The 24,430-nt window shown below is 61.7% G+C and carries 20 protein-coding genes; 5 read left to right on the forward strand and 15 right to left on the reverse strand.

Annotation, left to right across the window (positions count from 1 at the left end; all coding sequences use genetic code 11):
* Positions 1 to 25 precede the first annotated feature (25 nt).
* Positions 26 to 931, reverse strand: coding sequence for an amino acid ABC transporter substrate-binding protein (locus V1273_RS05195; RefSeq protein ID WP_334408924.1), 906 nt, complete (start codon positions 929 to 931; stop codon positions 26 to 28).
* A gap of 345 nt (positions 932 to 1,276) precedes the next feature.
* Between V1273_RS05195 and V1273_RS05200 the strand changes: the two genes are divergently transcribed.
* Together V1273_RS05200 and V1273_RS05205 are read left to right on the forward strand one after the other, a co-directional pair.
* On the forward strand, positions 1,277 to 3,493 hold the full coding sequence (locus V1273_RS05200) for a glycoside hydrolase family 113 (protein ID WP_442894065.1): 2,217 nt from the start codon (positions 1,277 to 1,279) through the stop codon (positions 3,491 to 3,493).
* 460 nt (positions 3,494 to 3,953) lie between these two features.
* The gene (locus V1273_RS05205) at positions 3,954 to 4,775 is read left to right on the forward strand and encodes a class I SAM-dependent methyltransferase (RefSeq protein ID WP_334366567.1); all 822 of its coding nucleotides are present in this window, start codon (positions 3,954 to 3,956) and stop codon (positions 4,773 to 4,775) included.
* 17 nt (positions 4,776 to 4,792) lie between these two features.
* Here the strand turns inward: V1273_RS05205 and V1273_RS05210 are convergent, their stop codons facing one another.
* Genes V1273_RS05210 through V1273_RS05225 form a run of 4 tightly spaced genes read right to left on the reverse strand, consistent with a single transcriptional unit; the run spans position 4,793 to position 8,460 of the window.
* Entirely contained in the window at positions 4,793 to 5,206 is a 414-nt protein-coding gene (locus V1273_RS05210; protein WP_334366568.1) for a hypothetical protein, read from the reverse strand.
* Positions 5,203 to 6,432, reverse strand: coding sequence for a glycosyltransferase family 4 protein (locus tag V1273_RS05215; protein WP_334408926.1), 1,230 nt, complete (start codon positions 6,430 to 6,432; stop codon positions 5,203 to 5,205). The genes V1273_RS05210 and V1273_RS05215 overlap by 4 nt, the downstream gene beginning before the upstream one ends.
* A complete protein-coding gene (locus tag V1273_RS05220; protein WP_334408927.1) occupies positions 6,395 to 7,669 on the reverse strand; it encodes a glycosyltransferase in 1,275 nt (424 codons plus the stop codon). The genes V1273_RS05215 and V1273_RS05220 overlap by 38 nt, the downstream gene beginning before the upstream one ends.
* On the reverse strand, positions 7,666 to 8,460 hold the full coding sequence (locus V1273_RS05225) for a WecB/TagA/CpsF family glycosyltransferase (protein ID WP_334366571.1): 795 nt from the start codon (positions 8,458 to 8,460) through the stop codon (positions 7,666 to 7,668). Before V1273_RS05225 ends, V1273_RS05220 begins: the two co-directional genes overlap by 4 nt.
* Before the next feature lie 214 nt (positions 8,461 to 8,674).
* On the opposite strand from V1273_RS05225, the gene V1273_RS05230 reads away from it, so the two are divergent.
* The gene (locus V1273_RS05230; protein WP_334408928.1) at positions 8,675 to 9,775 is read left to right on the forward strand and encodes an endo-1,4-beta-xylanase; all 1,101 of its coding nucleotides are present in this window, start codon (positions 8,675 to 8,677) and stop codon (positions 9,773 to 9,775) included.
* 21 nt (positions 9,776 to 9,796) lie between these two features.
* Here the strand turns inward: V1273_RS05230 and V1273_RS05235 are convergent, their stop codons facing one another.
* The 10 genes from V1273_RS05235 to V1273_RS05280 all read right to left on the reverse strand — a co-directional run bounded on the left by V1273_RS05235 (position 9,797) and on the right by V1273_RS05280 (position 21,590).
* Positions 9,797 to 11,236 (reverse strand): lipopolysaccharide biosynthesis protein, encoded by a 1,440-nt coding sequence (locus tag V1273_RS05235; protein WP_334383742.1) that lies wholly within the window; start codon positions 11,234 to 11,236, stop codon positions 9,797 to 9,799.
* Positions 11,237 to 11,239: 3 nt separating this feature from the next.
* Positions 11,240 to 12,295, reverse strand: a complete 1,056-nt coding sequence (locus tag V1273_RS05240; protein ID WP_334408929.1) for an acyltransferase family protein — start codon at positions 12,293 to 12,295, stop codon at positions 11,240 to 11,242.
* Complete coding sequence (locus V1273_RS05245; protein WP_334366575.1) at positions 12,292 to 13,398, reverse strand: acyltransferase family protein; 1,107 nt, start codon at positions 13,396 to 13,398, stop codon at positions 12,292 to 12,294. The genes V1273_RS05240 and V1273_RS05245 overlap by 4 nt, the downstream gene beginning before the upstream one ends.
* Positions 13,391 to 14,464: a glycosyltransferase gene (locus V1273_RS05250; RefSeq protein WP_334408930.1), complete on the reverse strand. Its 1,074-nt coding sequence runs from the start codon at positions 14,462 to 14,464 to the stop codon at positions 13,391 to 13,393. Before V1273_RS05250 ends, V1273_RS05245 begins: the two co-directional genes overlap by 8 nt.
* A 19-nt stretch (positions 14,465 to 14,483) precedes the next feature.
* On the reverse strand, positions 14,484 to 15,839 hold the full coding sequence (locus V1273_RS05255; protein ID WP_334408931.1) for a VpsF family polysaccharide biosynthesis protein: 1,356 nt from the start codon (positions 15,837 to 15,839) through the stop codon (positions 14,484 to 14,486).
* 41 nt (positions 15,840 to 15,880) lie between these two features.
* Entirely contained in the window at positions 15,881 to 18,202 is a 2,322-nt protein-coding gene (locus V1273_RS05260) for an AAA family ATPase (RefSeq protein ID WP_334408932.1), read from the reverse strand.
* Positions 18,183 to 19,538: an outer membrane beta-barrel protein gene (locus tag V1273_RS05265; protein ID WP_334408933.1), complete on the reverse strand. Its 1,356-nt coding sequence runs from the start codon at positions 19,536 to 19,538 to the stop codon at positions 18,183 to 18,185. Before V1273_RS05265 ends, V1273_RS05260 begins: the two co-directional genes overlap by 20 nt.
* A gap of 363 nt (positions 19,539 to 19,901) precedes the next feature.
* A complete protein-coding gene (locus V1273_RS05270) occupies positions 19,902 to 20,489 on the reverse strand; it encodes a polysaccharide biosynthesis/export family protein (RefSeq protein ID WP_334408934.1) in 588 nt (195 codons plus the stop codon).
* Between the two features lie 127 nt (positions 20,490 to 20,616).
* Positions 20,617 to 21,351, reverse strand: a complete 735-nt coding sequence (locus V1273_RS05275; protein ID WP_334408935.1) for a metallophosphoesterase family protein — start codon at positions 21,349 to 21,351, stop codon at positions 20,617 to 20,619.
* Positions 21,352 to 21,440: 89 nt separating this feature from the next.
* Positions 21,441 to 21,590 carry a hypothetical protein gene (locus V1273_RS05280; RefSeq protein WP_334366582.1) on the reverse strand — a complete coding sequence of 50 codons (150 nt, stop codon included), beginning with the start codon at positions 21,588 to 21,590 and terminating at the stop codon, positions 21,441 to 21,443.
* Positions 21,591 to 22,300: 710 nt separating this feature from the next.
* Here V1273_RS05280 and V1273_RS05285 point away from each other — a divergent pair.
* The gene (locus V1273_RS05285) at positions 22,301 to 22,882 is read left to right on the forward strand and encodes a sugar transferase (RefSeq protein ID WP_334408936.1); all 582 of its coding nucleotides are present in this window, start codon (positions 22,301 to 22,303) and stop codon (positions 22,880 to 22,882) included.
* A gap of 41 nt (positions 22,883 to 22,923) precedes the next feature.
* On the forward strand, positions 22,924 to 24,357 hold the full coding sequence (locus V1273_RS05290) for a mannose-1-phosphate guanylyltransferase/mannose-6-phosphate isomerase (protein ID WP_334412174.1): 1,434 nt from the start codon (positions 22,924 to 22,926) through the stop codon (positions 24,355 to 24,357).
* Positions 24,358 to 24,430: the final 73 nt, after the last annotated feature.

The following is a 24,430-nucleotide window of genomic DNA, read 5'->3' on the forward strand; positions in this document are numbered from 1 at the left end:
GTTGCGTCATGCTTGCCGCGGGTCCTCAGCGCTCGTAGCTTGTCGGGTCTGGGCTGTCCGACGGATGCGCGAATGCCTTGCGCAAGACCGCCGACATCGGAGTCTTGAAATTGAGGCTGTTGGGCGGCACCGGCGATTCGAACCACTTCCTGTAGATCGATTCGATCTCCGGGCTTCTGTATAGATCCGCGGTCGCCCGGTCGGCCACGGTCTTGAACGGTGCGTCGTCCTTGCGCAGCATGATCCCGTAAGGCTCGGCCCTGGACAGGGCTTCCTCGCTGATCATGTAGGCGGACGGATCCTTTGATCGCGCGATCGCGACGGCGAGTTGCACGTCATCGAGGACGTAAGCGGCCGCGCGTCCCGTCTCCAGCATGAGAAAGGCCTCCGCCTGATCTTTGGCGGCCAGCACTGCAATGCCGAGATTTCGCGTATTATTGACCTGATTAAGCTGCACCATGTTGGTCGAGCCCGATATCGCAACAACGGGCTTGCCTTTCAGATGGTCGATTGTCGCGATGTTGTCGGACTTTCTCGCGGCAAAACGGGTCGCCGACAGGAAATGCGAATTTGTGAACGTCACCTGGCGCTGCCGCTCCGCATTGTTGGTGGTGGAAGAGCAGACAAGGTCGACTGTCCCATTCATCATGAGCGGAATGCGATTGGATGACGTGACGGCAAGCGTTTCGACGGCAACAGTCGAGACTTTGAGTTCGCGTTTGACCGCGTCGACGATCCTCATGCAGATGTCGACCGCATATCCAATCGCCTTTTGATCGCTGTCCAGATAGCTGAATGGCACCGAAGCTTCCTGAATGCCGAGGATGATCCTGTTCGTTTCCTTGATCTTCTGGAGCGTTCCGGTCAGTTCGCTTGCATTTGCAGGCACGGCCATCAGGGCAGCCGCAATCATCGCCGCAGACAGGCGCATCGTCTTCACTCCATGGACATCGGCAGTTCTTGTCAGGACCCGGTCTTAGCCGACATTGTTCTCTTGAGGTATCAAAGGTTGCTTCTAGCAGCTATCAACCAATTTTATCGGCGAGCCGCATTGGGCGGCTCTACGAGCAGCCGCGCAGTGCCTGGACGTTCGAAACGGAAATGGTGAACCACAGCGCTTGACGGCAAGCCTAAGTGAAGTTCCCGCGCCGGAACTTGGCGTGCGATCATTCAGCGCGCGAAACACGCGCCGAAAAAAGGAGCGCTGCTCCGTACAAGTCCGAGGTCATCTTAAGCTGAATGTTAATCCCTCGCGCTATCCGTCGCACAGGGCGGGGTGCGCGGGTGGCAAGTATTTTCGAGGTTCAGGGTTTTGGCGCATTGTCCGAATGGAACGGACAGTTCTCAAGCGCCTCGGCCAGGCAGGCATTTCAAAGGATCGCCTCGCTCGGATCGAATTCGATCGAGCTCATCGGCGCGGATATGGACACAGACCGGAACGTCCAACTCGGTCTTTGCCGAACCAGCCAAGACCGAAAGCGACGCCAGCCTCTTGTCAGGCTTTCAGGCCGCGCACGATGCCGGCCTGTCGGTGCTGTTCAAGGCCGCGCTCTCGACGTTGAACGGAACCAGGGTATCCAGCCTGGCACCGGCGGATGTCGCCGGCTTTTTCGCGTCCTACAAGGCCGAGATCGTGCATCTAGCTGCCGTCGCGCAGGCCGGTGGCGTGGAGATGTTCGCGATCGGCAACGAGATGAGCAGCCTGTCCGGCGAGCCGTATCGCGGCTACTGGATCGATCTCATTGCGGCAATCCGCGAGGTCTATCATGGCGAACTGACCTATGCGGCGGCGACCGATGAGGCCTCGCATGTCAGCTTCTGGGATCAGCTCGACACCATCGGCGTCAACACCTATCCGCCATTGACGGCCAGCAATGCGCCAACCGTACAGGATCTGGTCGACGCGTGGACTGCCGTTCCGGTCAATCCCTATTACGCGGCAGCATTCGACTACAAATCACCGGTCGATTTTCTCCACTCGCTCGCGACCAAATACGACAAGCCGCTGCTGATGACCGAGCTCGGCTATCGCAGCATCAATGGCACCGCGATCTCTCCGGGATCGTGGACGAGCAATGGTACGGTTGATTTGCTGGAGCAGGCGGACGCCTTCAGTGCCTTCTTCCAGGTCTGGACCGCCCATGGCGGCAGTTGGTTCAAGGGCGTCGAGCTCTGGCAATGGGATCTCAATAATCAATTTTCGGGCACGGGCTATTCCGTCATGGGAAAGCCGGCCGAGGCGATCGTCTCGCAGTATTTTCATGGCGACGGGGCGGTGCCCGATCTTGCGATGAGGGGATCGGCCATCGCCGACCTGATCGACCTCGGCCGGGGGGATGACACGATCAATGCCGGGCTTGGCGATGACATCATTCATGGCGGTGCCGGTGCGGATGTCATTGTCGGCGGGCCCGCAAGCAGCGGCAAACTGGCGGTAACAACGATTACCCTCGTGGGCTATGGCTCCGCGGTTGGCGGCGTTGGCGCGCAGGCCCAAATCAAGTTGAACGGCGAGCCGGTATCCGGATTAATGGAGTTCAACCCGGCCGCGGATCCATCTGAATACCAGACCTTCACGATAAGCTTCGTCGATTTCGGCCCGATCGCCTCCATCGACATCAACCTGGCGAACGCCACACCGGGGCGGGCACTGCATATCAAGGATTTCCTGATCAACGGCGTCGCGCTGACGCCGGCCGACGCCGCCAATGCAAGCTCGCCCGGCACGTTCGATCTCTACGTTCACAATATCCATGTCGACATGACCGACCACCAGGATTGGCTTTCCGGCGCGGCGACGGACAACGACATGATCGATGGCGGCGCGGGCAACGATCTCATCACAGCGGGCGTCGGCGACGACATCATCGATGGCGGAGAGGGCGTCGATACGGCGAATTTTTCCGGCAACGAGCGCGACTACGACATCTCGATTGTCGATGGTCAACTGGTGGTGAACGACCGAGTCGCGGGCCGCGACGGCACCGATCATCTCACACGTCTCGAATTCCTGCAGTTCGCCGATGGCGTCGTCGACGCCAACGGGCTGTTCGCCAGTCCGGCGCAGAGCTCCGGCAGCACGCCGAAAATGCCGGCGACCGATGGCAACTCCGTCTCACCGCCACTGCTCGGTGGCGATGATAGGATTGAAAGTGTCAGCCCTGATGTGGAGGGACGTCTCCTTGGGTTCTTGAGGCCGTTTGTCGGTGGCACCCGCGAGCGGCTTACCTTCGACAATCATGACGGCTTACCTATCGGGAACACCGATGAGGCTGGAGTCACATTGACCCGGACGGTTGTCAGCGCCGTCCTGAACAGCGCAAGCCGCGATCCGTTCATTTTCAGCGAGATGGTCAGGCATGATGTGGCAAGGGATTTCAAGGCAGGGGAGTCAATCGGGGACTGCGTGGTGCAGATCGATCCCGGTCATGATGTATCCATCGCGTTCAGCGGCGGTACGCACCTGATATGGGACCATCTGCTCTTCACCTGATCGGGCAGATGCCGGGTTTCGTCGGCTGAGGCCGATCTCGCCAACCAGGCGACGCGAAACGAGCCGGCTGCAAGGCTTTCGACAAATCCTAAAGTTTGTTCGAAACAGCAGGGCGGGTTTGTGCGTTGCGTTCTCGCAAGCCCTCACGGTGGCATCTGGCTGCAGCTTCCTGCGACATCCAATTGCAACCATCCGAATTGTTCCCGGTCCCGCATTGTTGCGCTGTCATTGCATTCGAAATAGCATCGATTGCGAGTCATGAGCGGGGCAGGGCAGAAGAAATGACATATGAGGTCCTTCTTTGCAGCTTTCTGCCGTCGATCATTCGGTAGCGAATACGGAACCCGCGCACTGGAAAAAGCGTCTTCGCTGTCCTCGCTGCTCGTCGCCGCTGCGGAACGTGTGGTCACAGCCAACGTGCTCAAACCGTGCCTGCGATTATAGCAGAGCCGGGTTTCCGATGATCGGCGCGCAGCCGGTGCTGATCGATTTCGCAGCCAGCATTTTTGAACGCAGGATGTACGAGGCCGAGAATGGCTCGGCGCTGCGGCGGGACGTCAGTCGCAGTTCCCTTGGATCGCGGCTGCATCGCCTTACCTTCGGAGGCAATCCGGTTGCAGTCGCCAACAGCGCAACGTTCATCGAGCTGTTGAAGCGGGGGTCGAGGCGGCCGGTTGTACTCGTTGTCGGAGGCGGGACGATCGGTTTGGGCGCAGACGCACTCTACCGGGACGATTCCATCGAGCTTGTCGGCACCGATGTCTACGCTTCGCCGCACACCGTGCTGGTGGCTGACGCCCACAGTCTACCCTTCGAAGACGGCGTGTTCGACGGCGTCTGGGTGCAGGCGGTGCTGGAACATGTGCTGGAGCCCGCAACGGTCGTTGCCGAGCTGCATCGGGTGCTGCGGCTGGAAGGCCTGGTCTATGCGGAGACGCCGTTCATGCAGCAGGTGCACGAGCGGGCCTATGACTTCTCGCGTTTCACGCAGAGCGGTCATCGCTGGCTGTTCAGGCGATTTTCCGAGATCAACGCCGGACCGGTCGGCGGCGCCGGTGTGGCGCTTGAATGGTCAATTCGCTATTTCGCACGCGCTCTCGGCGCGGGCAACAAGCTGTCACGCCTGATCGTGCTGCCGTTCTTCTGGATCAGATATCTCGATGCGTTCGGTCGCGGACGGGCCGCAGCAGACGCCGCCAGCGGCTTCTTCTTTCTGGGGCGCAGAGCCGAGCAGGCGATGGATCCGCATGACATGCCGGATTACTACAACCGGCAGAAGTGAGACGGATGGCGCGCGCTCTAAGAGACGCCCTTAATCTTCTTGCATGGCGTGGACGAGGTTGACGACATCCGTGCGACGTCCGTTACGGACCGGATGGAAAGCTTTTCCTTGCTGGTGATGAAGCGGAGCACGCCGCGAGGATAGGCGTCGCAGAACTGAGCCAGCGTGGCTGCCGTCGCTGAAACGCTGTCCTGCTTGGGGACCACGGCGATGCCGCCATCGCGCAGGATATACGCGTCCTTAACGTTGGGCATGGCCGATGCCGCGACGCAGATCTTGAACAGGTCGTTATAGGTCTGCGGCGTCAGGGACAGGTCCCCGCCGGGCGTTCCCAGGAGATACTCGCGGCTCTTGCGGCAGTTCTCGTTGTCCGCCCGCGCTGCACCGTTCGCGAGCGTCAGCAGTATCGCAGTCGCGACCAGCAGCTTCATGCCGTTATTCCGATGGCGCGGTCTGCAGATGCCGGCTTGCCGGTGTAGGGCAGGCCATAGGTTATCGCCGCGCATCGTTCCCATGAAAGGGCGCGGGCATGGGAGGATGCGCCTGCCGCGAGAATGGCGCGCAGATTCCGATCGGCGGCCAGCTCTGCAATCGCCTGCGATATGCTCTCGGCCGACGGCGGCACGAGAATTCCAGTCTCGTCGGCGAGCACGGCGTCAGGCACGCCGCCGACGTCGGTCGCGACGCTTGGCAGGCCGGCGGCCCCGGCCTCGAGATAGACCAACCCAAATCCCTCCACCCGGCCGGTCGTATCGGGGAGACCCGTCAGGCAAAAGAAATCCGAGGCCGCGTAGAGATCGCGGATGTCTTCGTTCGATTGCGGGCCGAGGAAACGAATGTCGCAGGCCGCCGCCTCGGCGTTGCGCCGCAGAGCATCGACATAATCGGCTTCGCCGTCCGGGCCGATCACGAGCCACGTGATGCGATTGCGCAGATCGTCCGGAAGCTGCAATAGCGCGGCAAGCGTCAGATGATGTCCCTTGCGGCGCGTGATGCGCGCGACCGTGATCATCACCAGCCGGTCTTCCGGCAGGCGATGGGCCAGGCGAATCTCCCGGCGCGTCCGTCGTCCGCCGAACCAGAACTCCGATACGCCGAGACTGATCGCGCTGATCTGGCGCGGGTCGACAGCAAACCGCTCGCGGAACAGCGTCTCGGTAAAACCGCTGTTGGCGATGATCTCCGTCCGCGGTCCGAACACGCCGGCGCCGCGGATCGCCATGCGCTTTAGCGGCGTCTGCGTTTCGTTGATCTCGGTGCCGTGCACCGTCATCAGTACCCGCGCCTGCGTGCGCCATCTCGAAAGCGCAACCGGAATGAAGAACGGCCAATCGGCGGCATGGACCACGTCATATCGGTCGCCGCGGACGCCGCGGCGTGCCAGCATGATCTTGCGCGGCATGTCGCGCATGGAGTGGAGGCCGCCGCTGTAGCGCACGACCTCGAAAGGAAGAATGCGATCGTCGTCGGCCGTCTGCTGTGCGTAGTCCGGCGCCACCACGGTGACCTTGGCGCCGAGCCGGCTCGCCGCCGCCGCAATTTCGCGCGCGTAAGTCCCAATTCCTCCCATCGCGGGGGCGAACTCGCTGGTCAACAGAAGGATGTTCAACCCGGCGCCCTCAGTAAGTCGGCGCCGCGGCGGCAAGTCCGCGGGCATCCTGAATTTCCTGATGATAGCGGAAGACTCGCGCAAGCTGGGTGCCCGGCGTGAACGCCCGGATCGAGTCGGCGATTTGTACCGGATTCATCGTGCCCGCGTCGATGGCATTCCGGACGTCGACGAACCGCTGTGCGAGCGCATCGGCCATGTCGTCGCGGCTGCCGCTTCGCGCCACCAGATAGCCGCTGACACCAGAGTGGATCACGGGCTCGAGCTGGGGCAGGTGCATGGCGACGACGGGCCGGCCGACCGCAAGGGTTTCGAGCACGCAGCGCGGCATGCCTTCGAATTCGGATGTCAGGATGCCGGCATGCGCGCTCGCCAGCGTCTCCGCCATGCCGGCGGCGTCTTTGAAGCCGTGGCGGACGGTGATGTCTTCGATCGCGGCGAACTCTTCGAACCGGTGCGGGTCGCTGGTGCCGATATAGTGAAACCGTACGTCGCCGTTCAATCGCCGCAGGCGGTCGATCGTGCGAAACATCAGCGGTGGATCCTTGAATTCATCGAGCCGGCCGGCGAACACGATCTGAAATGGCGACGAGTTCAGCGGCCAGAGTTGCGGCTTGAAGATATCCGTGTTGACCCATGTCCAGAGCGTATCAATCTTGTCCTTGCGGCGCGGATAGGTCCGCTGCAACCGCTCGGTGATGAACGGATTGACGCAGAGAAATTTCTCGCTCATGGCGACGGCAAACCGCTCGCCGGTATTGTGGACGAAGGCGTATTTCCGCAGCAGCGAATCCATCTGCAGTTTCGGCGCGCCCTCGCCGTGAAGCATCTGCACGAACGGCAGCCGCAGGATCGCCGGCAACCAGGAGAATTCCACCCGCCGCAGATCGACCGAGCACCGCCTGGCGCGGATCAGCCTTGCGATCGGACCGAAGTGGCGGAGCAGTGCCATGAAGAATTGCCCGGTCAGCGAGGTGCGGATGCTGCGGGCCGCTTCGCGCGCCTGCTGGTCCGAATAGTGCAGGATCGGCAGGAAGTCGAAGCCGCGGCCTCGGAATGTCATCCGGTGAAGCTTGCCGAGCTCCAGCTCGCCCGTCGAGTCGACACCGATGAAGAGGATGTCGGTGTCGGTCGGATGGAATGTAATGAAGTCGCGAATGTATGTTTCGAGGCCGCCCACCTTTTGGCCGCGCGGGTCGAACGGGTGGATCAGGCAGATCTGGTAACGTGGCTTGATCCGGTTGGCGTTTCGCGCCCGTAGCGCCAGGGTCAATGTTGAAGTCATGCCGCTTTCCTCATGCGTGCCTGGACAATTTGCGGAATGGTTCGCGCAACGAGGCGCGGAACGACTGTCATGCATTTGATATAGCGGGGGCCGAGCCGGCGCGGCTCGCGCAGCATGCGCCATGCCCATTCCAGCCCGGTTTTGCGCGCGATGGACGGCGCGCGGTCTTGCGTGCCGGCGATGAAATCGAGTGCGGCTCCGATGCACAACACTCCGGTTCCATTCAGCTCGTCGAGGCATCGCGCCGCGAACAGCTCCTGCCGTGGCGCACCCAGCGCGACGAAGCAAATTCTGGCGCCCGAGGCTCGGATGCGTTCGATCGCAGCATCGGCTTCGCTGGAATAGGGATCAAAACCCGGTCCCGGCGCAAAGCATCCCGCGATTTGCAATCCCTTGAATCGTTCCGACAAACGCCGTGCCGTTGTCTTGAGCGTGAGATCGTTCGCCCCCAGCAGAAAGACCGGGAGTCCTTTCTTGCGGGCTTCCGCGCAAACAGGCTCGACGAGATCGGCGCCGGTCGTGCGTTCGATTGGCACGCCCATGAGGCGGCTCAGCACGACAATGGGGAACCCGTCGGCGGTGACAAATCGGGCACGACGATAGGCCGCGCGAAAATTGGCGTGGTGTTGAAGCTGGACGACGTGGTCGAGATTGAGCGTGCAGACGCTGAAGTTGTCGCCATGTTGCGCGGCCGACACGATCGAAGACACGGCTTCCGGAAGCGAGGGAACATTGATCGTTATCCCATCGACAGTGAGGCCCGGCTGCAACTGCGCTGGTGGTTCCAACATATCGACTCCTGCTGATGATGTAATCGAGAGACGCACTGGGAACGATCGACAGACGCGTTCGGCAGACGCGTTGCTTCGCGAGGGGAACTGCGTGCCGAAAATTTTCTTGACGGACATTCGTCACGAAATCGGACTAATGCGACGCAACGATGGCGATGCCGCGTTGCGAAGGACGAGACGTCGCGACGAATCATTCACATGATGGAGATCAGCTATGCAGCAGTGGTCGAGGCGAGATGCGCTCGCTCTCATCGCAGGAGCAAGCGTTGCTTCGTGCGGGAAGGAAGTATTCGCCGCGCAGCCTGCGCAAAGCCTCGGCGTCATCGCGGCTCGTAACGGAATCGTGTTCGGCGCGGCTGCTGGTCCGGTGATCGACAAGGATCTTGCGTATCGCGAGCTGTATCAGACGCAGACGCGCATCGTCACAACGGACGTTGCAATGAAAATGGGAACCATCGCGCCGCAACCGGGGCCGAAGCGATTCGAGAGTGCAGATCGTCTGCTGCAATTTTGTGCGAGTCACAACATTCCGATGCGCGGTCACTGCCTGATCTGGAACGAATGGGTTCCGCAATGGATCAAGAACATGAGCGGTGCCGAGCGTGAGAGGTTCTTCGATTCGTATATCGACGAAGTGGCTGCCCGCTATGTAGGCAAATTGCATTCATGGGATGTCGTCAACGAGCCGTTCTGGCCTGGGCACAAGGCGCCCGGCGGCTACCGGCTCGGTCCGTGGTACGACACATTCGGTACCGGCTATGTGCGCCGTGCCTTCGAACGCGTGGCGAGGATCGACCGAAAGACAAAGCTGGTTCTCAACGAGGCGCAGAGCGAACGCGACGACGACGTCGGCCTCGCGGTTCGCCGCGGCCTGCTGCAGCTTGTCGACGAATTGAAGCATGCCGGCGTGCCGCTGCATGCCGTTGGATTGCAGAGTCACCTGCAGCCTCGCTACCCGCACGATCCCGGACGGTTTACCGAATTCCTTCACGCGCTCGCCGAACGTGGTGTCGATATCTATCTGACCGAGTTCGACGTGCGCGACGATACGTTTCCGGACGACATAGCAACTCGCGATGCCATGATCGCCGAGACGGCGGAGAAGTTCCTGACCAACGCGCTTCGGGTGCCGGCCGTCAAAATGGTGATCGCGTGGGAACTTGCCGATAACTACTCGTTCTATACCGACGCGGCGAAGAAGAAGGATCCACTCGCGCAACGGCTGCCTCGGCCGCTTCCGTTCGATTCGTCGATGCAGAAGAAGCCGCTTTGGTTCGCGATGGCGCGCGCGTTCGAGAATGCCAGAAAGTCGTAGGCGCCGATCGTGTCGAATGCCTCACGCCCCTGAATGCTGGGGGCGCGGCCGAAGCATCCGCACCAGCGACGGTGCATAGAACAGGGCAAGCGCTGCGAAATAGGTGGCAGCGCCCGCCGCAATGTGGGCCGCCAGAATCGGGGTCGTTCGGGCCTCCGGAAACATTCGCAGCACGGCCGCCATGGCGATGGTAGCCAATGCGATGCGCACGAGATGGCCGACCGGAAGGCGCAGGCCAAATCGTGTAAACCCGATTGAAAAACTCACGGTGGCGGCGGCCAGTGCCGCCAGCACGGTGGCGCCGGCGACGCCGGGCAGTCCCCATCGCGGCAGGAACAAGGCGCTCAACACCACGGTCATCGACGCGTCGATTGCGGCAATGGCCATCATCCAGCGCGTGCGGTTTTGCAGGAGAAAGACCTGGTCGCCGAAATGGGCGCGCAGGTTGCGGATTGCGCCGGCGAGCGTGGAAAGCGGGAGGATGGCGAGCGTCACCGCTTGGAACGGCGCTGCGATCAGGAGATGCACGATCTCGTTTCTCAGTATGATGATGCCGGCGAGGCTTGGCGCGAGGATTGCGACGAGGAGGGCGCTGTTGTTGGCGAGCTGGCGCATCCCGGCCTGGTCGCCGTGTTGCTCCATGCTTTTCACCGCCAGCGGGAATGCTGCTGCCGTCACTAGCATGGCCGCGACCGCCGCGGCCCGCTGGCCGAGGCCATAGCCGACGGCGAACAGACCGGCGGCGGCCACTCCGGACATTTCGTTGACGATGAAGCGCGATGCATTGAGGCCGACCCAGCCGAGCGCGCCGCCGATGATCAGCGGAATGCCGTAGCGCAGGGCGTGGACCACGATCTCCCGGTCGATCGGCCACAAGCGGTGACCCCAGCCGATCCAGGGCAGGACGATGAGCGCGGCCGTCAGTTGCGCGGCCGCGTAACCCGCAAGTGGCCAATCCGGGGATTGGCCAAGCAGTTTGATCAACACCAGGCCCACGACAAATCCGACGGATGGCCCGAACACCTGCTGGATCGTGTAGACGCGGATCTGCTGCCGCGCGCGGGCGCGTTCACCGATGTAAAGGTTGAGCGACCTGGTTATCACATAGGCGATGGCGGCGAGCAGAAGGCCCGTTCCGGCGCCGGGCGCGATGATCAGATGCAGAATTCCGACGACGGCCGCGCTTTGCAACGCGAGGGATGCCAGCAAGACCGCATTTTCGGTGCGATAGAAGCGCGGCGCGTCGTTGACGTCCTGGTATCGTCCGAGGAAACGCAACGCAAATTGCGACCACCAGGCGAGAAAGCCGATTTGCAGCAATTCGTGCGTGGCCGTAATCAGCGTGATGACGCCGAGCGTGTGCTCGTCGACGACATGCGTCCATACGATCATCGCCAGAAGCTGGAACAGCGGTCCGACGAATTGCGCGGGCAGATAGAGCAAAGTGTGCTTCAGGAGCATCGCTCAAGCCCCCAGCCAGCGGCAGATTCGGGGCGAGGCGAATTGCCGTACGGCGAGCAGCGCCGCGGTAGAGATGAGGGCCGTCAAGACACAGGAGACGGCAAAGCTGGCGACGCCGCCGAGTTGGCGCAGCACGGTATGATCGCGCAGCGCCATCACGATGAAGATGTGCCAGAGATAGATGAAGTAGCTGCCCGAGCCGATCCACCCGAATAGCGGGGATTTCGGCTGGATGGCGAACAGCGCAACGCAGAACAGGGCCGCATAGAGGAAGAAGGCGGTCGAATCGTAAGTGGCGGCGTCGCCGAGGTTGAGAATGCGCGCGGCGGCATAGAACAAATAGGCAGCCAGCGCGGCGCCAAGGAGCGCGCGGCGCATATCCTGTTCGAGCAGGTCTCTGAACATCGCGGTCAGCGCGCCAAGCGCGGCAAACGAGAACCAGAACGGAATGTCGCGCATGCGGATTTCGTCGAGCAGCGCCTCCGACGCTCCGAGCCTCGACATGGCGGGATCCAAATAGCTGCCGGCAAGCAAACCGCTGCCGATCGAGAGCAGCAGCAGCGTGGTGATCCGTTGCCTTGAAGCGGGTTGTCCGTCCCCGCCGGCCGCAAAAATGAGCCACAGACCGAGCGTGCAGCAGACATAGACGAAGACGTAATAGTAGACGAACACATATCCCAGCCCGAACCGGGCGAGCGTCGTGCCGATGCGATGATCCATCGCCGGATTATGCAGGGCCATGTAGATGTAGGCGGCGGCGAACGCGATCGCGTAAGGGACCAGGGCTGCCCTTAACCGCCTTGCCAGGGGGACGCGGCCGGAAAGCGCCGTGAGATATCCGGAAGCGAACAGGAACACCGGCACGCAGGGCCGTAGCGCTGCATCAAGTGATTTTGCCCAGATGGCGTCGAGCGGCTGCGGCAGCGAATGGATTCCGATCACCATCAAAATGGCGATGCCGCGCATCGTGTCGACGACGCTATCGCGGCTTTGGGCCGTTGCGCGCGAGACGCTCAGAGATGGCGGGCTTGCTGATACGCGTTCGACGACCGCCATCATGTGCTCTCCTGCCGCGAGATCGCTGGAGACGGCACATGTTTGAGGGCGCGGCGGTCGTAAACTTCGGTCAGATATCGCCGCAGCGGCGTTTCGAACGTGCGCAGCGAGACGACGCTCGCAAATGCAAGAACGATGATCGCCACCGGCGCCAGAATCAGTCGTTCATGCTCCGATAAGGAAAGCAGGCGTGATCCAAGGGTGATGACGACGGTCGCAACCGGGATGTGCAGCATGTAACAGGAATAGGTCAGCGCCGACCAGCGATCGAAGCCGAGCCGCGACAGCAGCGTCTCACGTCCGGCGCAGTCGGCCTGAATCGCAAGCATCGCGATGGCGTAGATCGCAAGCAGCGCGGTCGTCGTCGGCAGCAGGGAACCGAGCACGATAAAAGCCGCTAGCGACGCTGCCAGCGCGCCGGGCATCGCGGGCCAATGCGCGATCCGGTCGCGAAACAGATAGCAGGCCATGCCGAGGTTGAAGGCAGGCAGCGCCCTGAAGGCGCCACCTTGGTTGATCCAGTCGGCCCACGGTGCCGTTCCGGCAGCCGATGCCCAAAGGGAATTGGCGAGCGCGGCCAGGACCACGAGCGCAATAACCGCCTCCTTGCGGCGTTGCGCGACCAGCGCGACCAGCGGAAAAAGCAGATAGCAAAACATCTCCGCCGAGAGCGACCAACTCGGGAAGTTGAACGTCAAGCGCTCGCCAATGAACGCGTGAAGCAGCAGGAACTGCGCGGGCAGATCGGAAAGCGGATATCGGGCCGGGTTGTCCGTCCGGGCAGCGCCGAAATGGAGTGCGCCGGCAAGCGCAACATAGAAGGCGAGCGTGGCGAGATGCAGCGGATAGATGCGGGCGAGGCGACGCCACAGGAAGCGGCCGATCGATGCGGCATCGTCGACGCGGCCAAAGTATTGACGCGCAATGACAAAGCCGGAGATCACAAAGAACAGGTCCACGAACAGATTGAAATGCCAGGTGTGCGCGACCATGAAACGGCCGATTGGCAAGTCCTTGAAGTAGTCGGAATAGTGAAGGATCACCACGGCGCCGGCCGCGATGATCCGCAATCCATCCTGGTGCCTTGTGGCGCTGGTGTCATGCAAGGCGGCGATACTCCGCAGTAGCGCTTCCCTGGAGGTGAGCAAGGCGGGCAATCAGGCTGATGACGTTTTCGCGGTCGCCGCGGGCCAGATCGTTCCAGCGCGCCAGATTCCGTAGTGCCTGCGCCACGTATCGGGCGCGCCAGTCCTCGTTCGAGAGCGCAGCCGCGATCCGCGCGGCCGCCGAAGCAGGATCTGCGGTATCGATGTAGATGCCGGACTCGCCGAGCACCTCGCGAAAGATGGAAGCATCGGGGGCGATGATCGGCAGGCCGGCGTATTGCGCCTCCAGCAGCGGCAATCCCAGGCCTTCGTCATGGGAGGTGCAGATGAACAGATCGGCGGCTTCAAGCAATTGATTGACGCGGTCGGCCGACTGATATCCGTGCAGCGTAACGCCCGGCTGCTTCTCGAGGGCTTGCCAGTCGTCGCCCCATCCCGGCCTTCCGACGATATCCAGCGTAGCGTCGGGAAATCCCTGCATGCGCAACGCGTCGAGGATTTTCGCCGCCGCTCCAAAATTCTTGCGCGGCTCGACCGTGCCCAGCGCGATCAGCCGAAGCGGTTGGGGCCGCGCGCTCCGTTCGCCGCGCTGTCCGGGGTCGAGGCCAAACACATTGCGCACCGCGGGACGATAGAGCGTCACTTCGGCATCGGACCGGCAATGCGCGGCAAGTTTGCGCCTGGTATCGCCGGAGTTGGCCAGAAAGCGCGGATAGTGGCGCAGCGCGAGCCTGAAGGGGCCGGCCATGTAAAGCCGCGCCCGCATGTTGAGCTCCGCGCGCCGCGTGATCAGGAAATCGTCGTGTATATAGGGTAGCACCCGCGATGCGAACGGCCGCAGCAGCGGGCTGGGCGGAAAGCCGGGACAGAGCAGGATCGAGGACGAAGCGGCGAGCCGCATCGGCAGGCCCAGGGTCTGCGTCGTCAGCATCTGGCGAAGACCCTTCGCCGTCACCGGCACGACATCGAGCGGCGCAAGCGCTGCGGCGGAGAACAGCTCCAGCGTAATGCGTTCGAGACCGGTGACGTGGCGTCCGAGGTGGGTGTTGTCGACGTAGATGGCCATACGAAAGGGAATCCTGAAGTTATGCCGGAACGGACCGGTAGGTGACAGGCGCGCGGACTTGCAGGGACGCGGCGATGCGCCGCTGCTCGCGCGGCAGCAGGATCGAAATGAGGATCACGAACTGCGCGAGCTGAATGTTCTTCGACGAGAAGCTTACTGAACTCGCGGCGATGACGATGATCAGCAGCACGATCGCCCATACCGCGGCGCTCGAACGGCGCAGCAATTCGATGAAGAAGCAGATCAGTCCGATCGTCAGAACGACGGTATGGATGAGGCCGAACTGGACGATGGCGGCAATCCAGAAGTTCTCGATGCCGTAGTTGAGGCCGAGCTGCGACTGCAATGCATTCACCCGGACCGGATTGGGGCCGAGGATCAGCTCGTGCCAATCGAAATGCGAGAGTAGGCTGAACGTGGCGAAGCGCGCGAGCGCGCTGCCCTTGTCGGAAGAGAAGCGCAGCAGCATCTTGTCGAAAATGCCGAGGTCGAGCGCGGCGAAGACGATGGCGCCGGCGGCAAACAGCACGCAGATGGCGAGAATGGCCGCGGGAAGCTGCGTTCGCTTTCCCTGTATCAGGCGGATCGCTTCAAAGCCTCCGACCAGCCCGATCATCGCCAGCACCGTGACCAGCGACGTCCGGCCGCCAAAGGCCATCAGTGACGCCAGGCAGAATGCGATCAGCGTCAGCCGTACCAGGAGCGGCGGGCAGATCGCCGGACGGAGCACCAGCGCGAGCACGTAGGCGCCGACGATGCCGGATGCCGTGAGCGGGTGACCCAGCAGCGCCGCTGAGCGCCATTCTCCCACCACTACGACGTCGCCGAGCGTCAGCGGGATCAGCCGATGCCCGGAGAAATATTCGTAATATCCGAGTACGACGTTCAGCAGGATCGTGAGGTGAATGGCCCAGGCCAGCGGGCGCCTTTGCGCGGGCGACAACTGCCACATCACCATCACGATCAGGATCGGCAGCAGAAACGTGTCGATGATGACCGTGAACGGGCGTTCGAGCACGATCACCTGGACCAGCAGAAACAGCCAGCAGAGCAGATAGGCCAGCAGCAGCTTCGACTCGGAAAACATCCGGTTGATCTCGCCGACCGGCCCGCGGCTGCGCATCAGTAGCAGGGAGAGTGCCAGCAACGTGAAATAGGTTGCCGGATGCAGCTTTTCGTAAAAATTTCCGCCCGCCGTCAGATAGTGGATTTTCCAGTTGGTCAGCACAGAGGACGAGAGCGTGAATGTCGCCATGACGGCCAGCAGCATCAAGCCGGTCGCGATCCGTTCGATGAACGCGTCGGCATTCGCGACGCGCCCACCGCCAGAGGAAGCTGCCCGCACTGCCGGTGAAGCAAGGTGACGAGGACGCACCCGTGCGACACCGGCCGATCCATTTAGCGGTCCGCGCGCTCTCACCTGGCCGCTCCGGCATGCAGGCCCGCGGTGCCGTATGGCTTCAGGTAAGCCGAGCTGCGGTAATAGTCATAGAATTGCAGGCGGCTGAGATCGACGCGGGTCAGTACCGTTCCCATGATCCGGTCACTGACGGGGGACAGCAGGTCCATGGCATGGGACAGCACTTCGCGGGGGGTCTGGTCCCACGCGAGCGCCAGGATGATGCGATCGGCCAGTTCGGCGAGCGCGCGGCCATCGACCAGGGGCACCAGCGGCGGCGAGTCGATCACGATCAATTCGTAGCGGTGGCGGAAATAATCGAGCACGTCGACGATCCGGTCGGAGAACATCAGTTCGGTGATGAACTCGACGTGCTTGATCCTGGTCGACGGCAACACAGAGAGCCCGGTGCTTTGATCCACGAGGACGGCGCGTTCCGGGGCGACGTGTCCGATCGCGACTTCCAGCAGTCCGGCCTCGGCGCGCGGACACAGGGAACGGGTCACTTGTGGATTGCGGAGGTCCCCATCGATGAGCAGCGTTCGGATGCCAAGGGTCGCCAGCGACTGCGCCAGGTTGATGGCAAGCGTGGTTTTGCCCTCGCTGTCGAGTGCCGAGGTGACCTGCACGACCTTCACCGGCTGCGACCGCATCGTCCGTTGCAGCGACAGGCGGACCGCGCGGATGGCCTCCGCGAAGAACGTGCCAGGCTCGTCGATCGCGTAACGCGTCAAAGGCGGCTGCAACGCCGGCGGCAGCAGTTTGGTGGTCTTCGGATCGTAGCTGTCCAGTTCGCTGCGTCCGCGCCGCGCGAGACGGGCCAGCTCTCGCGTGCCGATCAACGGCACCGCGGCAAGGGCCGGGACACCCGCAATGGATTCGGCCTGTTCGAGTGTCTTGACGCGGCCGTCAAGATAGTCGGTGAGGAAGGCCAGCACGCTGCCCGCCCCGAGCCCGAGCATCAGGGCAAGCCCCAGGATCAGCATCGTCTTGGGTGACGACGGCCTGATCGGGATGCTGGCCTTGGTCACGATCCGGGAATCCGGCATCTCCAGGCTCTCTTGCGCGGTGGTTTCCTTGGAGCGCGCCAGATAGGATTCGTAGAGCGTGCGGCTGGCCTCGGCCTCGCGCTGCAGTTCGCGTAAGCGTACCTGCGCCTGGCCGGAGGAAGTGGACACGCCCTGGAGCTGGTCCAGGTTCTGCTGCAGGGACACCTCGCGCGAACGCGCGACGTCATAGTCGTGCTTCGTGCTCTCCAGTATTCGCCGGATTTCGTCGTTGATCAGCTTCTGGGTGTCGCGCCGCTGCGCCCGCACATTGGCGACGAGGGGATGACGCGTGCCGTATTTGCTGGATAGATCCGCCTCGTTCTTGGCGATGTCGGCATATTGCGTGCGCAGCTTGGTGATCATTTCCGAGGAAATGGCTGCGTTGATGCCGCCGGGATCGCCGCCTGATTTCGCGATGTCCTGGACCTGCTCGTACTTTGCCCGCGCCTCCGCCGTCTGCACGCGCGCGGCGATCAGCTTGTTATTGAGGTCGGTGAGCTGCTGGTCGTTGAGGGTTACGCCCTGCGAGACCATCAGGTTGTTGGCCGAACGATAATCCTCGACCGCTTTCTCGGACGCAACGACTCGCGACTTCAACTCGTCGATCTGGCCGTTGAGCCAATTCGCGGCAATACGCGTGGCGTCGTGTTTGGCGCGGACCTGCTCGTCGAAATAGGCGTCCGCAACCGCGTTGGCGATGGTTGCGGCCTTCTGCGGCGATTCCGAACTGACGGCGATATCGACGAGGAAGGTGGTGCCCTGCCTTGTTACCTTCATCCGTCTCTGAAGGATCTCGACCGATCGCGCCTTGGCGGCGTCTTCGGCGCTTGCACCGTCGCTTGGCCCGCTGCTGCTGAACATGCTGAGCAGCGGCTTGATCGGATCGAGGAGGCCGGGTTTGGGTTTGAATTCCGCATCCTCCGTCAGCTTAAGCTTGCCGACGACGCGCACCAGGATCGCAACCGACTGAATCAGCAGCGTCTGGCTTTCGATGGTTGCATCGTCCGTGCCGAAATTCGACAGCACGGACTGGTTGGTTTCGACGACATTGGCGCGGCGCGGATCGACCAGCACGGTCGACGTCGCCGTATATAAAGTAGTCGCGAGCATCAGATAGGTCAGCGCCAACCCGAGCAGGACGGCTACCGGCAATACCACCAGCTTGTAGCGACGGCGCAGGATGCGGCCCATTTCGCGCAGATCGACGGTCGGATACTGCCAGCTTTCCGCAGGTCGGGCGGCAGGCTCGTCGGGGATCACATAGGGCAGGTCAGAATTGCGCTGTAACATTCATTCCTACCAGGTGTTTGTCGAAGCTGAAGACGGGAACGTCGCTGTCGCGCTTGGTGTAGCGGTAGTAGGCGGAAACGGCGCCGAAGCGGTTGATGAGATATTTGACCCGCGTGTCTGATGTCAGCACGTTGTCCTTGCGGACCTGGCCGAAGAACCGGTCGTTCTCGTAACCGCCCGCGAGCGATACGATCACGTTGCGCCGCAGCTCGTAGTCGACGCCGAGTTGAACCGCATTCGCAAGCACGCCGGTGGCGCTGGTGTCGGTGGTCTGCGTGACGAGCTGTTCGGCATTGAAATGCACATCGAGCAGACGGGTGGGCCGCCACGTCAGCCGCGCGCGGTAGGAGGGGCCTTCGATGTTGCCGATCGACGGATCGTCGAAACGCTGCTGGACATAGCCGGCGCCGAACTCGCCGGTCACCAGATTGCTCAAGCCGACCGTGACGCCGGTCAGCGCGCGATAGCCTTGCGAGTCCAGCGTGTGGCCTGGCGTCCCCCTGATGTCGCGCTGATTGCCTTCCACGCCGCCGAACCAGCCGAGGGTGGAAGAAATCGCATAGTCGATCCGGCTGTGCAGCGCGTAGATCTGTCCGTCGCGGGCGTCCTGGTTGATGACGGTGCCGTCCTGCGCGCGCGTTGATCCGTAGTCGTAGGAATCGGTACGGAAGCCGACCGAGGTCGTGAGCCGGTTGAATTCCTTGCGCAGCGTGACGTCGCCGGACATCAGATTGTATGGCGTCGGCGATATGGCGTTGGCGGGGGAAGTGAGCGTGCCGACGCCTTCGTTCAGATGTGCGATCTGAAAGCTGCCCAGCAGCATCGTGTCTTTCGTAATGTCCAGCCAGCCATTGCCCTTCAGGCTGGCATTGGTCTGGTTCAGGCTCGAAAACTGGCTATAGGTCGTCGACTGCGCATCCAGCTTCAGATCGACGCCATGCCGCCCCCATAGCGAGCGCGCGCGCAGCGTCGGCTCGATCACCGCCGCGATGTCGGAACGCGGCGCGGTGTTCGACGCAAAGACGTTGCTGTCGTAAAAAGTGCCGGCGGTCAGCGACGGGTTGAACATCCAGGAGCCGGAGCGAATGCCGACGGGTTCATAGCCAGGCTGTTGTCGCTTTTTCACCGGCATGTCCTCGGGCGGTATCTCTTCGCGATTGTCCGGATCGGTCCTGTCCGGCAGCGATGACGGTTCAAAGATTTTCTGCGCGTTCCAGGGTGAAGCGAACTCTCCGCTGGTCCACGGAATGGCTTGTGCATTTGCGGACGATCCGAGACCGAGCAGGATGGCAGCCGCCGGAGCGGGCAACAGGTTGAAGCTGAAGCGGCCGGGCACGCTTATGGAATGCGATCGCTCTCCGCGTCGCTCAGACGTATTCTGCGATGCAGACTCGAATCCCATCACCCATCCCTTGCGGGAACGCGAAGGCGGCGAACACTTATCGGGCGAGGCCCATCGCTCAAATAATGATCGTCGACTGCGCATAAGAACGGCAGGCCTCATACTCGGTACGCGGGCGCAAGGTTTTTGAGTTGTGAGATTGAAGTGATGCGCTCGCTTGCAACGCGCCTTGCCGGAAAAAGTTTTCCTCGCGTCGCAAAATATTTCGCATGTGCAAAATGCGAACTGTGACAACAGCGCAACATGCGCACCATCATCCGCTCAGGTGCGCATGCACTCCATCCGAATTCCGAGACGCTAGAAGTAGCGTTCCGGAACCCTAATGTTATCGCCGGGATAGACCGGGACGGGAGCATCGAGAGGGTGGGTCTCTTCCGCGCCGGCACCTGCACGGCGGAGATAGACCTTGCTTTCGTTGGCGCGGTACGTGAATCCGCCGGCGCTTGCGATCGCGTCCATGACCGTCAACCCATTGCGGTATGGATACTCGCCGCTCTTCTTCACTTCGCCGAGGATGTAGTACGGGCGATACTGCGCGATCTCGACGTTGACGCGCGGATCGCGCACGATTCCCTTTGCAAGCGCGGATGCTATCGCCTTTTCAAGCTGCCGCGTCGTGGCGCCTGCAGCCTTGATGTGACCGGCGAGCGGAATCGAAACTTGACCGCCATTGTCGATTTCATACTCGCCGGTGATGTCAGGTTCGCCGTAGACCTTCAGCCTGATTCGATCGTTCGGACCGAGTACGTAACGCTCCGCAGACGATGCGGGTGGCGGCGTTTGTGCTGAAGCACGAATCGAAAATCCGGCAGTGATGCCGGCGATTACAAGGACGAAGAGAAGAGAGGGAAGCGTCGGGCCGGCGCTGGACGACCGTTGCTGCATGGCTGCATCTCCATGAATGCACGTAACAGCCGCGGATGATAGGGAAGCAAAAACGGCGAAAGAATGTGATGACGAAGTTCCATGTGCCCAATATGCGCGCATGCGTTAACGAAACGTTGCATGCGAGTCACAGGAAGAGAATCGCCGATCCTTCGATCGCAATGCATGTCAATGTTCCTGTCCGCCACGCAGCAGTATCGATGTTGATTCGGTTATGCCTGATATCCGGATGCGGCACCGGCGTATGGCCGTGCACGATGAATTGTTCGTGATCCCGCGTAGAGTTCAGGAACTCATCGCGAATCCAAATCAGATCGTTGGGATCCTGATGCTCGATCGGGACATCCGGACGAATGCCGGCGTGCACGAAAAGGAAATCGCCGCAACTGAATTGATTGCGCAAGCACTGCATGAACAGTTGGTGTGCACGCGGAAACGCGTCGAGAAAGCGGCGATGCAGCTCGCTCGCCGTCGCGGTTTCGTCATGTAGTTCAACGCCATACGATGCAAGCGTCTGCATGCCGCCTAGTTGCAGCCAATACTGCAGGATGGCCGGATCCTGAAGGAACCCTTCCATCACGGCCTCGTGGTTGCCGCGTAGACACACAGCGTGATTGGCAACGAGTCGGACCGTGAGCAGATCGATCACGGTCTTGGAGTGCGGTCCGCGGTCAACGTAATCGCCGAGATAGATCTCGACCGTATGCGCGATCGGTCTACGCCTTATGTCATCGTCGATGCGTGCAATGATCTCGCTCAGCAGGTCGGCACGCCCATGAATGTCGCCGACCGCATAGATGCGTGTACCGGCAGGCGCTGAAGCGTTAACGGAGCGCGAAGGTGCCGCGGGCGATCGGTGCATAATGTGAGATGTCGATCATGGAACCGTGCGGCGGTCAATCCATGACGCAAGATCCTTGAGATGCAGCCACCGGCATAATGGCTGATAAGCTAGTAAAAGAGCAGGCAGATCAGGATCACGATCGCAATCCACGCCGCCGCGTTTGCGATGATGATGCGGTTCCTCAGCCTGCGATCGGGCGACAATGTGCTGTGCGGCACCGGCACCAGCGCACGGCTGTGCAGACGTTGGGCCATCATGGGCGCCTCCCTGGAAGCGTTCCGCTAGGTGGACGGCTCGCGAATCGCTGCCATCTCTGTTTTCTTTTCCAACCTTGCGATCACCGCAGCAGCCGTGCGCCTTAATCACCACCAGTCGTCACGCTGCAGAGGATCGCTTGGCCTTCGACTAACAAAACAACGACGAGACAGGCATTTGTTGCCCGTGCAGCGACGCTACATTCATCGAGAAACGAACAATGGATTTTGTTCCGCGCTTTTCGATTATGCATGGCAGCCTCGAGTCACGCGCAGCTCATTAACCTGGCAAATCGACACTAAGCATCTCCGAACAAATCGGAATATCGCGTCGCACAAATCTCGTTAACGATTCAGTTCCGCGGTGGTGCGGCACCGCTTTCGCATTTGCGCCAAACTTCGCTCAAAATTCTGGAAAGTCTTAGCGACCGCGAAGTGCGGACGTTCGCTGCTGCGAAATCGTCGCGCTCGCGGTCGAGTAACTCCACGCGCTTAATTCATAGTCCGGTTCCCGCAGAGAGAGGAGAGTCATGGCCTCCATCGTGACAGCCAACTTCGATCGGAGCAACGTTGCGCCGATTCGAAGAGAGCGAACTGAGATATCAGTCCGTCCTGTCGAGTTTGCCGGCGGCGGTACGCATGGCGCGTATCGAGCCCGCCGGCGGTCGCGCCGAAGGGCACGAAACGAGCCATCCTCGTCGATTGCAAAGCGTGTGTTCGATATTGCTGCGGCAAGCGGCGCATTGTTGTTCTTCGCGCCGCTCCTGATCGTCATCGCAGTTGCGATCAAGCTGACGTCGCCGGGCCCGGTGCTGTTCTTCCAGTATCGATACGGCTATCGCAACCGCCGCTTCAAGATCTACAAGTTCCGTACCATGCGCGCGGATGCGGGCGATGTGCGCGGCGTAAGGCAGACGGTTCAGGGCGACGCGCGCGTGACGTCGGTGGGGCGAATTCTGCGCAAGACCAGCCTCGACGAAATTCCGCAACTGATCAACGTGATCAAAGGCGATATGTCGCTGGTCGGGCCGCGACCGCATGTGCCGGGAATGCTGGCGGCAGATCTGCCCTACGAACACCTCGTGCCTTACTATTTTCAGCGGCATACGGCGCGGCCGGGCATTACCGGGCTCGCGCAGGTCAGCGGATGCAGGGGAAGCACGGCCGAGTTCGGTCCTGCGGTTTCGCGGATCGACTACGATCTCGTTTATATCGAGAGGTGGTCGCTGCGCATGGACATCATGATCATCATCCGCACCATCCGCAAAGAATTCCTGTCCGGAAGCGGATTCTGACCGACCTCACCGTCGCAACATCGAAGGACCATGCAATGCCGATGATCGAGCCGCGCGGCCGTATCGTACCCGTTCTCCTGTCCGGTGGCGCCGGCTCGCGGCTGTGGCCGCTTTCGCGCGAAACCTATCCCAAGCAACTGCTCTCGCTACTCGGCGAGAACACCCTGCTGCAGCAAACGGCGCTACGGGTCGACGACCGCTCGCTGTTTACCGACCCGATGGTGATTGCAAATGCCGAGCATCGTTTTGCGATCGGCGAGCAGTTGCGCGCGGTCGGCGTCGACCGTCCGACCATCGTGCTCGAGCCGTTCGGAAGAAACACTGCTCCCGCGGTTGCGGTTGCAGCCCTGCTCGCCAGCGAAGCCGATCCCGACGCCGTGATACTGGCGATGCCGGTCGACCACTGGGTGCGGGATCACGCCGCGTTTCGGACCGCCATATCGACGGGCATCACGGCCGCGCGCTACGGCCGATTCGTCCTGTTCGGCGTGCGGCCTTCGTCGGCAGCAACCGGATTCGGCTATATCCGGATGGGCGATGAGCTGGAAGCCGCTTCTCCGATTCGTAATGTCGCCAGCTTCGTCGAGAAGCCGGATCTGGTGACGGTCGAGCGCCTGCTGGCCTGCGACGAGCATGTCTGGAACAGCGGGATATTTCTGCTGCCCGCGCGTCAGTTCATCGACGAATTGGCGCACCGGGCGCCCGAGGTCCTGGCCGCCTGTCGCAAGGCGCTGACGGGCGCAACCCGCGACCTTGATTTTCTCCGGCTCGATGAGCGCGCTTTCGAGGCCTGTCCGAGCATCTCGATGGACTACGCGATCATGGAGAAGACCGACAATGCGGTGGTGGTTCCCGCCACGTTCGACTGGAGCGATGTCGGAAGCTGGTCGGCGCTGTGGTCGATGGCGGAGAAGGATACGTCTGGCAATGTCGTGATTGGCGATGCGGTGGTGGAAGATGCTTCGGGTTGCTACGTGCGCGGCGACGGGCAACTGGTCGCGGCGCTCGGTGTCGAGGATCTCGTCATCGCCACGTCGCCGGACGTGGTGCTGGTGACCAGCCGGAAACGCGACCAAGACGTCGGAAAACTGGTCGAGCGGCTGAAGGCAAACGGCCATCGCTCGGCGACCCAGACCCACAGCGTCCATCGCCCCTGGGGATACTATCAATCGATCCATGCCGGCGAGCGGTTTCAGGTCAAGCGCATCACCGTCAATCCCGGCGCCAAGCTGTCGCTGCAGAAACATTATCATCGCGCCGAACATTGGGTCGTGGTGAACGGCACCGCGATCGTTACGCGCGACGACGAGGAAATCCTGCTGCGCGAGAACGAGTCGATCTTCGTCCCCTTGGGATGCATGCACCGTCTGGAGAATCCCGGAAAGGTTCCGCTCAACCTGATCGAGGTCCAGTCGGGCGCCTATCTCGGGGAGGACGACATCGTCCGCGTGCAGGATATCTATGACCGCGTTTGAGGTGTGGTGGGGTGGGAGGCAGCATCCGCATCGAGGGCGAGGCACGCCGCAACCAGGCGTGCGCGCGCTACGT

Origin of the sequence: Bradyrhizobium sp. AZCC 1721, assembly GCF_036924715.1 — a bacterium.
In the GTDB taxonomy this organism is placed as follows: domain Bacteria; phylum Pseudomonadota; class Alphaproteobacteria; order Rhizobiales; family Xanthobacteraceae; genus Bradyrhizobium.